General features: G+C 43.8%; 14 protein-coding genes. 4 read left to right on the top strand and 10 right to left on the bottom strand.

The features are described 5' to 3' along the window. Positions 1-8: 8 nt before the first annotated feature. A complete protein-coding gene (locus R7E47_RS14780; RefSeq protein WP_017634625.1) occupies positions 9-1,196 on the bottom strand; it encodes an aromatic amino acid transaminase in 1,188 nt (395 codons plus the stop codon). Between the two features lie 155 nt (positions 1,197-1,351). Then, on the bottom strand, positions 1,352-2,209 hold the full coding sequence (locus tag R7E47_RS14775; RefSeq protein ID WP_151515559.1) for an AraC family transcriptional regulator: 858 nt from the start codon (positions 2,207-2,209) through the stop codon (positions 1,352-1,354). Positions 2,210-2,329: 120 nt separating this feature from the next. Here R7E47_RS14775 and R7E47_RS14770 point away from each other — a divergent pair, with 120 nt between their 5' ends. Further along, a complete protein-coding gene (locus tag R7E47_RS14770) occupies positions 2,330-3,715 on the top strand; it encodes an MATE family efflux transporter (RefSeq protein ID WP_258483506.1) in 1,386 nt (461 codons plus the stop codon). Positions 3,716-3,799: 84 nt separating this feature from the next. On the opposite strand, the gene nrdG is transcribed toward R7E47_RS14770, so the two are convergent. Together nrdG and nrdD are read right to left on the bottom strand one after the other, a co-directional pair. Next, a complete protein-coding gene (gene nrdG / locus R7E47_RS14765) occupies positions 3,800-4,270 on the bottom strand; it encodes an anaerobic ribonucleoside-triphosphate reductase-activating protein (protein ID WP_005376213.1) in 471 nt (156 codons plus the stop codon). Between the two features lie 83 nt (positions 4,271-4,353). Beyond that, positions 4,354-6,474 carry an anaerobic ribonucleoside-triphosphate reductase gene (gene nrdD, locus R7E47_RS14760; protein ID WP_005388026.1) on the bottom strand — a complete coding sequence of 707 codons (2,121 nt, stop codon included), beginning with the start codon at positions 6,472-6,474 and terminating at the stop codon, positions 4,354-4,356. Positions 6,475-6,783: 309 nt separating this feature from the next. Here nrdD and R7E47_RS14755 point away from each other — a divergent pair, with 309 nt between their 5' ends. Further along, the gene (locus tag R7E47_RS14755) at positions 6,784-7,647 is read left to right on the top strand and encodes an endonuclease/exonuclease/phosphatase family protein (protein WP_213885566.1); all 864 of its coding nucleotides are present in this window, start codon (positions 6,784-6,786) and stop codon (positions 7,645-7,647) included. A 36-nt stretch (positions 7,648-7,683) separates the two neighbouring features. Here the strand turns inward: R7E47_RS14755 and R7E47_RS14750 are convergent, their stop codons facing one another. Genes R7E47_RS14750 through R7E47_RS14740 form a run of 3 tightly spaced genes read right to left on the bottom strand, consistent with a single transcriptional unit; the run spans position 7,684 to position 8,848 of the window. Then, the gene (locus R7E47_RS14750) at positions 7,684-8,124 is read right to left on the bottom strand and encodes a YeeE/YedE family protein (protein WP_031781165.1); all 441 of its coding nucleotides are present in this window, start codon (positions 8,122-8,124) and stop codon (positions 7,684-7,686) included. Positions 8,125-8,138: 14 nt separating this feature from the next. Beyond that, positions 8,139-8,552 (bottom strand): YeeE/YedE family protein, encoded by a 414-nt coding sequence (locus R7E47_RS14745; protein WP_318084522.1) that lies wholly within the window; start codon positions 8,550-8,552, stop codon positions 8,139-8,141. 5 nt (positions 8,553-8,557) lie between these two features. Then, positions 8,558-8,848 carry an ArsR/SmtB family transcription factor gene (locus R7E47_RS14740; RefSeq protein WP_005376206.1) on the bottom strand — a complete coding sequence of 97 codons (291 nt, stop codon included), beginning with the start codon at positions 8,846-8,848 and terminating at the stop codon, positions 8,558-8,560. Between the two features lie 151 nt (positions 8,849-8,999). Between R7E47_RS14740 and R7E47_RS14735 the strand changes: the two genes are divergently transcribed. Further along, positions 9,000-10,703, top strand: a complete 1,704-nt coding sequence (locus R7E47_RS14735; protein ID WP_104976080.1) for an FAD-dependent oxidoreductase — start codon at positions 9,000-9,002, stop codon at positions 10,701-10,703. A gap of 67 nt (positions 10,704-10,770) precedes the next feature. On the opposite strand, the gene R7E47_RS14730 is transcribed toward R7E47_RS14735, so the two are convergent. Both R7E47_RS14730 and R7E47_RS14725 read right to left on the bottom strand, forming a co-directional pair. Further along, positions 10,771-11,469: an aspartate/glutamate racemase family protein gene (locus R7E47_RS14730; RefSeq protein WP_053349909.1), complete on the bottom strand. Its 699-nt coding sequence runs from the start codon at positions 11,467-11,469 to the stop codon at positions 10,771-10,773. A gap of 139 nt (positions 11,470-11,608) precedes the next feature. After that, positions 11,609-12,409, bottom strand: a complete 801-nt coding sequence (locus R7E47_RS14725; protein WP_318084518.1) for a PhzF family phenazine biosynthesis isomerase — start codon at positions 12,407-12,409, stop codon at positions 11,609-11,611. 146 nt (positions 12,410-12,555) lie between these two features. Here R7E47_RS14725 and R7E47_RS14720 point away from each other — a divergent pair, with 146 nt between their 5' ends. After that, entirely contained in the window at positions 12,556-13,005 is a 450-nt protein-coding gene (locus R7E47_RS14720) for a YkgB family protein (protein WP_213899877.1), read from the top strand. 198 nt (positions 13,006-13,203) lie between these two features. Here the strand turns inward: R7E47_RS14720 and R7E47_RS14715 are convergent, their stop codons facing one another. Next, positions 13,204-13,680: a DM13 domain-containing protein gene (locus R7E47_RS14715; protein WP_213899878.1), complete on the bottom strand. Its 477-nt coding sequence runs from the start codon at positions 13,678-13,680 to the stop codon at positions 13,204-13,206. Between the last annotated feature and the right edge of the window lie 77 nt (positions 13,681-13,757).

Raw genomic sequence — 13,757 nt, 5'->3', positions numbered from 1 at the left:
CACTCCAATTAAGCTTGAGATACTTTCTTAATTGCGTCCGCTACGTATGGAATATGAGTTTCGGTAAGTCCGGCAATGTTAATTCGACCATCGCCAACACCATAAATGCCATAATCTTCACGCAGTTGCGCCATTTGGTTTCCACTAAAGCCTAGCACAGTAAACATGCCTTTGTGACCCTCAATGAAATCAAATTGATCTGTATTATGGTTGTTTCTCAACTCGTTACACAAACTTTGACGAAGGCTAACCAAACGATGTTGCATTTCACTCAATTCTTGCTTCCAAACGGAAGTGAGATTGTCATCTTGCAGAATGGTCTTAACTAAAGCTGCACCATGGTCGGGTGGCATCGTGTAAGTAGAGCGAGCTAGAGTGAGGAGTTTACCTTTTGCATTGGTTACATCATGCATGTTCTTACCAACCACAATCGCTGCACCAGTTCGTTCACGGTACAGACCAAAGTTCTTCGAACATGAAGTAGTAATCAACATCTCTTCAACGTTATCTGCCATAAAACGAAGACCTTTTGCGTCTTCTTCTAGGCCATCACCGAAGCCTTGGTAAGCAATGTCCACAAATGGGATGAAACCGTTCTTCTGCGACAATTCTGTAATGGCTTGCCAAGCAGAGAAGTCAATATCCGCACCAGTTGGATTGTGGCAACAACCATGAAGAAGTACCACATCTGAAGGCCCAGCTTTCGCAAGATCATCCATCATTTTTGCGGTGTCTACTTGTTTCGTTTCAGAAGAGAAATAGTGGTAGAACTTAACTTTAAGGCCTGCTGCTTCCATCACTGGCTTGTGGTTTACGTAGCTTGGGTTGGAAATCCAAACCGTCGTATCTGGCTGTGCGATCTTCATTAGATCACCGAGCATACGCAGCGCACCACTTGCACCTGGCGTTTGAATAGCTGCAACACGATCCATTGCAGACGTTCCCGTCAGCAGCAAATCGATCATGCTTTTATTAAATTCTTCGCAACCCGCAAGACCAACATAAGACTTGGTTTTTTGAGTTTCAACAACGACATCCTGCGCCATTTGAATGGCTTTCATAATCGGCGTTTCGCCTGCGCTGTTTTTGTATACGCCAATGCCAAGGTCAACCTTGTTTGGACGTTCATCGTTACGGTATGCAACGGATAGAGATAAAATAGGATCTAATACGGGAGTTGGGAGATTAGAAAACATGAAAGTCATAACCCTTTGAAATTCAAGTACCGAACCTCACGTTAACACCATCGCAAAAAATGACGAAATGATTTTTCACTTATTTCATCAATTAGAGAACAAAATTCTGGATTGCGGTGAGTTTTGTGCGCTCTATCGTTCAGAAAAAGAACGATTCACTCCTCGTCGTACCAATCCACTCTACCGTTTTTTCTAAACTCTCTTGGTGTCATGGTCGACCACGCTTTAAAACGTGTACTAAAGTTTGCGCTGGTCGGATATCCGACTATTTCTCCAATATGCTGAATTGGCCATTCTGTTGAACGAAGTAACCTAGCAGCATATTCCATGCGCATACGCGTTAAATGTACCATTGGGCTTCGACCAAACTGCTTTTGAGTCAGTCGATGCAAATGAGGCTCCGAACATGGATATAGAGCCGCCACCTGCTCAACGCTCCAATCCTTATGGAGCTGACGTTGGACAAGGTCAAATACACGCCGAAGCCTCAATTGGCTGCGTGATATCGACTCTGAGGGCGGCATGTTTAACATCAGCTCTAACTGAGCCACACTATGCTCACCTACCGCACCACCATAATCGATTGGAAGGTGAATGCTGCGTAGTAGTGTTTGGATACATGCATACATCACTTCAGGTGTAGATGAAAGCTGGTAGCGAACATCGCATTCTAATATCGGCCACTCTCTATCAGGAGCAAGAAAAAGCCACGCGATCTGCCAAGGTTCTTCTTCTATACCAAAACCGTTTTCAACACCTGCGGGTACTGTAATCAACGAGCCCGGTTCCAAATCGTATCGACAAGCCCCACTCTCTAGCCACCCTTTACCACGCACCGTATAGAGCAGCATGTGTTTCTTTTGGTTTTTACGATAAACAGAGAAGAAGTCACGACAAGTGGCAATGCCGCACTGCACAATGCCTCTCTCCTCAAGTGCTAATACTCGACTGTGATCAATAAACTCTTGATAAGTTTTTTCTGAAATCGCGTAGCGTTCTTGTTTATCTTCCATGATTTATTGGCTCACATGTGCGTTAGTAGAGAGTTTTACAAAGGTTTTGGATTCCTTTGAAAAATACACCGCCAAATCATGAGGATAAACTACTCGCATTAATCTTTAAGGAGAAATGCGATGCTCTTAACACGCGAATACATCGATAAAGCATTTTGGCAAAAGCTGATTACGATTGGCCTACCTGTTTCACTTCAGTCCATGCTTTTTGCTTTGCTCGGCGTCGTGGATATTTTCATGGTAAGCCTACTCGGAGAATCTGCAACGGCAGCAGTTGGAGTTGGAAATCGTATCTTTTTCTTCAACCTAGCGGTTGTCTTTGGCCTGTGCGGTGCAGTTACCGTACTTGCTTCTCAATACTACGGCTCAGGAAACCTAGCCGGAATTCGCAGAACGTTGGCGCAATCTTGGTTTATTTCCATTTTGGTGACGCTGCCGTTTATCGTTCTTTATGCGATTTTTGATGAAGAGCTCGTCTCTTTTATGTCAGACGATCCTGAATACGTCACTTATGCACGTGATTATCTTGTGGTTACGGGCTTTAGCCTCATTGCTACGGCGATAGTAGTACCGATTGAAGCGGTATTGCGCTCCGTGGGCCGAACCAAACTGGCAACCAACGTTAGTATCTCCGCCATTGTCGTTAACGTCGCGCTTAATTATGTATTGATTTTTGGTTTACTTGGTTTCCCTCAATGGGGCGTATTTGGTGCAGCCGTAGGTAGTTTTGTTTCTCGATTTTTCCAAACGGCCGTCTTGATTTATTTTTTCTACAAACGATATGCTTACCTAATTCCGACTAAGTTCGATTGGGTACAAGGCCGCTTAAAACAGTATCGAAAAAAGTACTTTAAGGTTTCTTTACCCATGTTGGTCCACGATGCGCTTTGGACTGGTGGATTGATCGTTTACAGCATCATCTATGGTCAATTGGGCGTTTCAGAACTGGCGATCATCTCATTCTTATCACCGATTGAAGGGGTACTGATTTCAACCTTTATGGGATTTGCGGTCGCTGCATCCGTTCTTCTTGGGAATGATATTGGTGCAAAACATTATGACCGAGTCGAGAAAACGGCGTGGTGGTATGTGTTAACCAGCGCAATCTTAGCCACCTTGCTGTTTTTCCTAGTATGGTTGAGCTCGCCCATGATTCATCACCTATTGGTACTGAGCCCGTTAACCGATGCAGACATGGCACTTAACGTATGTTTAGTCATGGCGCTAGGTATGATTTTGAGGGTGTTTAACATGGTTGGGATTGGCGGCGTACTAAAGAGTGGCGCTGATATTCGCTATAGCATTTTCATCGACACGTTCGGTCAGTGGGCTATTGGCATCCCCCTTACTTATTACACAGGCATGGTGTTAGGGCTGCCTTTGCATTTTGTCTTGATGTCTCTGCTCGCGGAAGAGTTAGTGAAAGGCGTACTGACGACTTACCGTATTCAATCTAAACGTTGGATAAATAATATGGTTGAAGATGACCAATCAGTGACAGCGTAACCAAAAAGACATTAACGAACTCACACCAAAAGGGCTCACCCGTTCTGCACGCGTGAGCTCTTTTTATGTGCGGAGAATGCTTGATTAGATGTCCGTAAATCGATGAATGATTTGGTTTGAACTGCCACGCCATTCGAGATTGAGGTCTTTCTTGTCTTGTTCAAACTTACCATCAATCAAAACATCGATGTATTGCACCACTTCCCTTTGCGCGTCATTCAGTTCCGTCAGCGTGTAGCCAGTCCAAACCCAAATGTCTTTACCTGGGCACTCCTCTCTCACCCTTTTCACTATCTTCAAAATATGAGGCACATTAGCAGGGTGAAGCGGATCTCCACCCGACAACGACAAGCCACGGCGTTTGATACGCGTGTCGTTTAAGTCAGCGATGATTTTGTCTTCCGCTTCTTGCGTGAAAAGTACACCAGAATCCAAACGTTGCGTCGACTGGTTATAACAGCCACGGCACTGATGCACACAACCCGACACAAACAGCGTACAGCGCGTACCCGGTCCGTTAACAACGTCAATTGGATAGTATTGGTGGTAATTCATAATGCGTCTCTGTGTTATCGCGAAAGAGAAAATCAACCTGTTTAAAGTTGATTTTCAAAGTGTAAAACGAGTGGTAGTTAACCTTACAGGTGTTTAACTCGGCGCTTCACTTCTTCTTGCTTACCGAAGTTAAACGGGCGTGCATCTGGGCTGCCTAGGTAGCCACAAACACGACGTGTCACTGACACTTTGGTTGAATCATGGTTGCCACAGCTTGGGCAAGTGAAGCCTTTACTTGTACAGTCAAACTCACCGTTGTAACCACACTCGTAACACTCATCAATTGGCGTGTTAGTTCCGTAGTAAGGCACTCGGGTGTAACTGTAGTCCCATACGTTTTCTAGTGCTTCAACGTTACGTTGCATGTTCGGGAACTCGCCGTAACAGATAAAGCCGCCGCTTGAGATTTCTGGGTAAGGCATCTCAAAGTCGATCTTGTCGTATGGGTTCACCTTCTTCTCAACATCTAGGTGGAAGCTGTTGGTGTAGTAACCTTTGTCTGTTACGCCTTCAATTACGCCGAACTCTTTCGCATCGATGCGGCAGAAACGGCTACATAGGTTTTCACTTGGCGTTGCATATAAGCTGAAACCATAACCTGTTTCGTCAGCCCATTGATTCACAGCATCTTTTAGATGCTTGATGATCGCGACCGCTTTTTCACGCAAAACAGCGTCATCATAAACGTGCGCTTCTGTACCGAATAGCGCGTTAATTGTCTCGTGTACACCGATGTAACCAAGAGAAATAGACGCACGACCGTTCTTGAAGATATCTGCGATTGAGTCGTCTGCTTTCAAGCGAACACCACATGCGCCTTCCATGTATAGGATTGGGGCCACACGTGCTTTCACGTTTTCAAGGCGAGAGATACGTGTCTCTAGTGCTTTACGAGCAAGACGTAGGCGGTCATTTAGAAGCTCGTAGAATTTCTCTTCGCTTCCGTTTGCACGGATAGCGATACGAGGAAGGTTCAAGCTCACGACGCCAAGGTTGTTACGACCTTCGTGAATCAGCTCACCGTTTTCTTCGTAAGTACCAAGGAAGCTACGGCAACCCATTGGGGTTTTGAATGAACCCGTTACTTCCACTACTTTGTCGTAGTTAAGAATGTCTGGGTACATACGCTTAGACGCACACTCAAGCGCAAGTTGCTTGATGTCGTAGTTTGGATCTTCTGATTTGTGGTTCAAGCCATCTTTGATGCCGAATACCAGTTTAGGGAATACCGCTGTTTTACGGTTCTTACCTAGACCTGCAATTCGGTTCTTCAGAATCGATTTCTGGATAAGGCGTGATGCCCAGCTAGTACCAAGACCAAAACCAAACGTAACGAATGGTGTTTGACCGTTCGCCGTGTGTAGCGTGTTTACTTCGTATTCTAGAGATTGGAACGCGTCGTAACACTCTTTCTCTGTGCGTGCTTTTGCGAACTCTTCTGGCTCAGCAATGTTCCACTCTTTTGCGATCTCTAGGTGTTTCTCGTAGCTTGTGATTACGTACGGCTCTAGAACTTCATCAATACGGTTGATGGTTGTACCGCCGTAAATGTGGCTCGCGACTTGAGCAATGATTTGTGCTGTTACCGCTGTTGCAGTCGAAATTGATTTTGGCGTATCAATCTCAGCGTTACCCATTTTAAAACCATGCGTCAGCATGCCTTTAAGATCGATAAGCATACAGTTAAACATTGGGAAGAACGGTGCGTAGTCTAAATCGTGGTAGTGAATGTCACCCACTTCGTGCGCTTGAACCACATCGCGAGGAAGGATGTGCGTCTTCGCGTAGTGTTTCGCTACGATACCAGCCAACAAGTCACGTTGAGTCGGAATTACTTTGCCGTCTTTGTTCGCGTTCTCGTTTATTAGATCCAGATTACTTTCTTCAATCAAACCTTCGATTTCGCGAGTTAGTGCACTTTGCTTCTCACGAGCGATGTCGCGATCGTGGCGATATTCAATGTAAGAACGCGCTAGGGCTTTGTAAGGACCTTGCATGAGTTCATTTTCGACTAAGTCTTGAATCTCATGGATGTGAACTTCATCGTGTTCTCTTAACTGTAACTCGACAGCAAGAGCCACATTAAGAGCATAAATAGCGACATCCTTATCTTTGTTTTCCGCTGCTGCTTCAACTGCTGCTTGGATACGATCCCTGTTGAACGGAGCTCTTGATCCGTCGCGTTTGATTACGATTGGTTTCACTTTGTTCTCCTTACCCGAGCATACTCACAGAGTTATCCACAAACACACTATATGGGGTTATTTTTTATTCTGGCAACACAATATATTGTGGCGTATTTAACGAGAAGCACCACTCGAAAACATTGATTTTGATCAATAAAGATTGGCTAGCGAACAAGAAGAAATCGATCTTATTGGCGTTGATCTCAGTTGCGAAGAAAACCATGAAAATTGCAAAATTGGTACTAAATCTACTTGCTATTTTTGGAGGTCTTGTAGGATAAAGGATGGAAAGGAATACGCTAAAAGATAGGAGTGCAACAGGCCAAAATGCGATCACTTTTTGTTACGTTAATATTACTTTTTAGTTCTCTTTCATTTGCTCAAAACTCCATCAATCTAACCAGTTGGAACATAGAATGGTTATCTATAGATGGTGGAAAAGTGTCGAGAACACCACAAGATTTTGAAAAACTGACCCACTATGTGGATAAAACACAAGCCGACATTCTTGCTTTTCAAGAAGTCGAAAGCGTCGCTGCAATGCAAAAAGCTGTTGGCAATGACTTCACTATCTATCTTTCCGATCGTTCAAACGCCTCCAACCGACACCTTCAGTTTAACGACACCAACCAATACACAGGCTTTGCCGTGCGCAATGGCGTAAGCATATTAGACAAGCCAGACTTCTCTATCACACGAGGCAACAGCAAGCTGCGCTTCGCGAGCTACCTTGTTTTAAATCCAAACCAAGAAAACGAGACTCATCTACTCTCTGTACATCTGAAAGCGGGTTGCAGTGGCGCGTATCGTAATAACCGCGATTGTAAGATAGTGAAACAACAAGGACAGGCACTAGCTAAGTGGATAAAGGCGCGCGAGGACAACAAACAACATTATGTCGTGCTTGGCGACTTTAACCACAACTTGGGTTATCAAGGAGATTGGTTGTGGGACGTGATATCGGACAATACTAGTGCAAAGCTAGTGACTAAAGACACTAAAGCGGAATGTAAAGTGCGTTCTAATCGTAATCCGAATAAAACCCACCAATTCCGCTCGGTGATAGACCACATTATTGTGAGTGGTGATTTAAAGGCGTCGTCTGGTGTTCAAACCGTTTTCAAAACACAAGATGTACTCGACTATAAACTGAGTGACCATTGCCCGGTTTCTACGACACTCACTTTTTAGCGTTTAAGTACTATTTTTAACGTTGAAGTACTTTCTTTATTGACGAACCACTCTTTTAGCGGTGAATGACCCAGCCAACATTGCCACTATAAAGAGCAGAACTTGTGTGTTGCCAGTGAAAAGGCTGGCAACCGCAGGACCAGGACACACACCCAGTAACCCCCAACCAATACCAAACAGTACAGCACCACCGACTAACTTTTTGTCTATCGCTTTAGAAGTTGGGCATACAATCTCATCACCAAACACAGATTCGCTTCTTGGCTTTATTAATAAAAGATAAGCTGGAACGAACACCGCAAGTGCTCCGCCCATTACAAAGGCTAAGCTTGGATCCCATGCTCCAGTAATATCGAGAAAGCCAATCACTTTTGCCGGTTCAGCCATACCAGAGACCACCATACCAATACCAAAGAGCACACCAGAAAATGCAACAACGGACATTTGCTTAATACTTTTCATTACATGAGTTTTCATAACGGCACTATTCCTCACGATACTAGCAAGACGGTTAACATGGCTGTGGCCATAAAAGTACACGTCGCGACCACAGAACGGATTGAGAAACGCCCTATCCCACAAATGCCATGACCACTAGTACAACCATTGCCGATACGCGTACCGACACCGACTAACAAGCCAGCAACGATAACTAAAACAACAGAACCGCTGTACTGATCTGGTACATGCCCGCCAAGAACATAAACAGCAAACAAGCCACCTAATACCATCGCAATTAAAAAAACAATTCGCCAAACGCGGTCTGCGCTCTCAACGGCACCGTTTAAGATCCCACTGATCCCAGCAGTCTTGCCAGTAAATAGCATCAGTGTTATCGCTGATACGCCAACTATTATGCCGCCCAAAAGCGACATCCAAGGAACTTCAAACATAGCATCCGCCAAACTAATTACTTACAGAAAACTTGCTTAAACGCTTCAACCAGCGGACCAACTCTTTCATCAGAAATTGAATAAAATACCTGCTGAGAAACCTTCCTAGCTTTAATGATGTCGTGCTTTCTCAATACGGTGAGATGTTGTGAAAAAGCAGATTGGCTTAATGATGAACCTTCAAACAGTTCACCGACCCCTTTCTCGCCTTCAATCAGCTTACACATCACGATTAGGCGCTCTGGATGAGCCATAATTTTAAGCAGCTCACTCGCTTCGGTCGCACTTTGTAGCATACTGTCGCCCATTCTTATGCCTCTTCATTACTACATTACATTTCATTAGATATTACTAATTAATATTATTAAGTCAATGCTAATGTAGATTAAATAACATTAGACTCAGCTAATTTATTTAAGTAAGGTGTAGGCGTTTTCGATCATTCAGCAGGAGAAATCCATGAGCAAAATCGTGATTATTGGTGGGGTTGCTGGAGGTGCATCTGCAGCAGCTCGCGCTCGTCGTTTAAGTGAAGATGCAGAAATCATTATGTTTGAACGCGGTCCATTTGTGTCATTTGCAAACTGTGGCTTACCCTATCACATTGGTGGTGATATCCAAGAGCGCAGCAAACTGCTTCTTCAAACGCCTGAGAGCTTTTTAGCGCGTTTCAATGTTGATGTCCGTGTGATGAACGAAGTGGTTTCTATTAACCGTCAAGACAAAACGGTTACGGTTAAGAATTTGCTTGATGGCTCGGAATACCAAGAGAGCTACGACTTTCTTCTACTCAGCCCTGGCGCAGGTCCAGTTGTGCCGCCTATTCCGGGTATTGATAACCCGTTAACGCACTCGCTGCGCAATATTCCAGATATGGATCGCATCATTAAAACGATCGAAACCAACAAAGTTGAACACGCTACGGTCGTTGGTGGTGGTTTTATCGGTTTGGAAATGATGGAAGCCTTCCACCAGCTAGGCATAAAAACCACATTAGTTGAAATGGCGGATCAAGTGATGACGCCCGTTGACCGTGAAATGGCTGGCTTCGCACATGCTGAAATTCGTGAGAAAGGCATCGACCTTAAACTTGGCGTCGCACTTGAGTCGGTGAAATTCGTACCTAACGAGCACGTGGCAAGTTTCGACTCTGGTGAGAGCGAAAAACACCAACATCTAGAAGGTGAATTGGAATTAACACTAAACAACGGTGAAAGACTCACCACCGATATTTTGATTATGGCAATTGGTGTTCGCCCCGAGACCAAATTAGCGAAAGAAGCTGGCTTAGAAATCGGCGCTCTTGGTGGTATTTATACCAATGAATACATGCAAACCAGCGATCCTTCGATCTACGCTGTCGGCGACGCGGTAGAAGAGAAAGACTTTGTGACTGGCGAGCAAACTCTAGTGCCACTTGCGGGCCCGGCAAACCGTCAAGGCCGAATGGCAGCAGACAACATGCTTGGCCGCCAAGAAACTTACCAAGGTACGCAAGGCACGGCGATCTGTAAGATTTTTGATTTAGCCGTCGCTTCTACTGGTAAAAACGAGAAACAGCTGAAACGTGAAAACATCGCTTATGAAAAAGTGTATGTGCATACAGCAAGTCACGCGAGTTACTACCCAGGTGCAGAAACCGTGTCATTCAAAATGCTGTTTGATCCAGTAACAGGTAAAATATTAGGTGCGCAAGCAGTAGGTAAAGACGGTGTTGATAAACGTATCGACGTAATGGCAGTTGCTCAGCGTGCTGGTATGACGGTAGAGCAACTGCAACACCTCGAGCTCACTTACGCGCCACCTTATGGCTCTGCTAAAGATGTAATTAACCAAGCGGCGTTTGTGGCAAATAACATCATCAAAGGCGATGCGACCGCGATTCATTATGATGAAATGGATTCACTGACAGAAGACCAACTGTTACTTGATGTTCGTAATCCTGGTGAATTGGAGTCCGTTGGTTATCTTGAAGGTGCAATTAATATTCCTGTCGATCAACTACGTCGTCGCATGCACGAACTTCCTAAAGACAAAGAGATCGTGATTTACTGTCAAGTTGGGTTACGCGGTAACGTAGCATACCGTCAGCTGGTCAACAATGGTTACAAAGCCCGCAACTTGATTGGTGGATACAGAACTCTCAAATTTGCTCGCTTATAACTTGATAATAAAAAAGAGAAAACCACGTGCTTGGTTTTCTCTTTTTTTGCAGGAAAGAAAGCGTAGATCATTCACCTTCAATTGCCAAACGGACTGCTGCTTGAGCATGGATAGAAGTGGTATCGAGTAGTGTAACATCGGTGTGACTTTGGTTTACAAGTAAGGCAATTTCAGTACACCCGAGAATCACAGCTTCAGCTCCGTGCTCTTTTAGTTTTTCAATAATTTGCAAGTATATCGTCCTTGACTCCTCTTTGATTTCACCTTGGCATAACTCTTTATAAATAATGTTATGTACTTTAGAGCGGTCGTCTTGATCGGGAATGACGACATCAAGCCCATAACGGTCGGAAAGCCTTCCTTTATAAAAGTCTTGCTCCATTGTGAATTGAGTACCAAGGAGTCCGACCTTTTGAACCCCTTTCTCACGAAGTAACTCAGCAGTCGCGTCTGCGATATGTAGTATGGGGATATTAATACTGGCTTCAATTTGAGGCGCAACTTTGTGCATTGTGTTAGTACAAATAAGAATGAAGTCAGCGCCCCCTTTTTCTATTAAAGATGCAGCATCAGATAGAATGCTTGCCGTTTCTTCCCATTTACCTTGATGTTGAAGTTTCTCTATCTCCGAAAAATTCACGCTATACATACAAATTTTTGCGGAATTTAGGCCGCCTAACGCCTCTTTGACTCCTTCGTTGATCAATTTGTAATAACTAAGCGTCGACTCCCAGCTCATACCACCTAGAAGACCGATAGTTTTCATATAACTCTCCAATCGTTATACACCACCGTGCCAGGGGTGTTTTTACAAAAAAAATCAGCCACTTAAATAAGCAGCATTCAAGCGTCTTCACTATTGAGCATTGGGTAACACGAAAATAAAATCATTCCCACAAGGACCGCTACGCGATTCTCATATATCCTCGCAATATCGTTACTGCATTTCCAGAAAGCTTAACGTGCTCAGTGCTTAACAACTCTGTATGGACGACCCCACTTCTCTTGGAGGCTTGGAAGCCTTTCAGTTGCTTTTTGTTGAGCTCTTTAGCCCAGTAAACACATAAAGCGCAATGTGCAGAGCCTGTAACTGGGTCCTCATTAACACCTACCCAAGGCGCGAAGTATCGAGAGACAAAATCGGCGTCAGTGCTTGATTGAGCAGTGATGACGACGCCACGGCCTTTTTGTTTAAGCAGCGCACCAAAATCAGGGTCGAGCTGTTCAAGCACAAATTCATCATTAATGACGACCAACTGCTTATTATCAAACTGACCGTAGGCGACTACATTGGCGGCATCTAGCCCCAAACCATGAAGTAAGTCTTTGTTAATACTAGCTCGCATATCTAAAGTTGGAGCAGGAAACACCAAATGAATTTCTTCATGATCGAGTTGTGTAGTTAAAACCCCAGATAGCGTAACGAACTCAATCGTATCTCCAGTATTATATAACCCCTGCTCTTTCAGAACGTGCGCCGTTGCAAGTGTGCCGTGTCCACACAAAGCAACTTCCGTCCTCGGTGTAAACCAACGAAGTTGCATTGTACTGAGTGACAGAAATGCCGTTTCAGATAACGACATCTCGGCCGCGATGGCCAACATCGTTTCCTCATCAAGGCTTGACTCTGTGATACAAACACCCGCGGGATTACCTTTGAAAACCTCTGATGTAAACGAGTCAACCTGAAAAATTTTAACTTCCACGAAATATCCTTAAGTTCTATCAAACACGTAATTCTGTATCACGTGATTTTTAATATCTGTTGTTTGAGCGAAAAAACCTATGAAATTTTCTACCAACCTTATAGGTCTTGTTGGAAGCGCTAACAAACAGGAGAATGTAGTTAATTATGCAAAACGTAAAAAGCCATCATCAACGTGACTCAATTGGATATCTTATCGGAGTTTTCGGCGTTTCTTTAGTTCTAATATGGATTGGTATTTATAAATTCACACCTACAGAGGCCAAGCTTATACAACCGCTCGTTGAAAATCATTTTCTGATGAGTTGGTTGTATGATGTGATGTCAGTTCAAGCCGTATCAAACATCATTGGCGCAACAGAAATCATTGTCGCTATTGGATTAATCGTTGGCCTTAAAAACACACGAGTCGCTTATTTTTCTGGCATAGCCGCCGCAATTATTTTTCTTGCGACACTCAGCTTTCTAATTACGACACCGAATACATGGAAAGTGTCTGATGGGGTTTTGGTGACAAACTTCTTTTTAGTAAAAGATATTCTATTTTTAGCCATTGCGATTAGCGTCATCGAACGAAACAAGCCAAACAGAGAATAACTCTAAATAGTTCGAAATCTTGTTTTTCCAGAACGTAGCCTGAAAGATGCAAACGACTTACAAGTCGAATGGTTCTGTCAATAACTCTAAACAAAGACTCTTAAATTTAGAATGTTTAAGAGTCTTTGCCTTCTAATGATGCGAAACAACATCCTAGCGTAAAGTGAAAAGAAAAGCCTTTTACTCTACTGCTAAGGTTTATTGATACTTTGCCGAAGTAATGAACTCACCGAATGTCTCGCACCATACAACAACCGTATTGTATTCAGAAATTGAAGTGCTTTGAGGAACCTCAATAACGAAGTTATCGAACGTTTTTACATCACCAATTAAGCTCATTTCAGATTTAAGGTCATTAAACTCTTGTTCCGTTTCGACAAACGTAGGAGATAGATAGAGTTTATAGTCTGGCCCGGGAGCGAGTTTTCCTACCAACGTAATGACTTCAGAGCTCAAATGAATCTCTCCCTCTCCCCAATGAAAAGCATCGCTACCTTTGAGTTCCCTCTTAAACACTGCGCTGTATTCTGCACCTTGCTTGCTCTTAGCAACTTGTTCATCGGTCGGCGCAGGTGGTGCAATAAGGATCGGTAAAGTATAGATACCTATCGCAATGCCAATAGAAACTGCCACTAAGTGACTGATTGTTAATTTAATTATATTTTTCAAGGTCATAAGCATCTTCTTATTAGTTTTACTACTTGAAATTAGATTCAAATCGGCCTTATCTGTCTACTATCGAGCAGCATAAT

The organism is Vibrio sp. Vb1026 (genome assembly GCF_033338745.1).
GTDB classification, from domain to species: Bacteria; Pseudomonadota; Gammaproteobacteria; order Enterobacterales; family Vibrionaceae; genus Vibrio; species Vibrio alginolyticus.
This window is presented reverse-complemented; position numbering and strand designations above follow the sequence as displayed.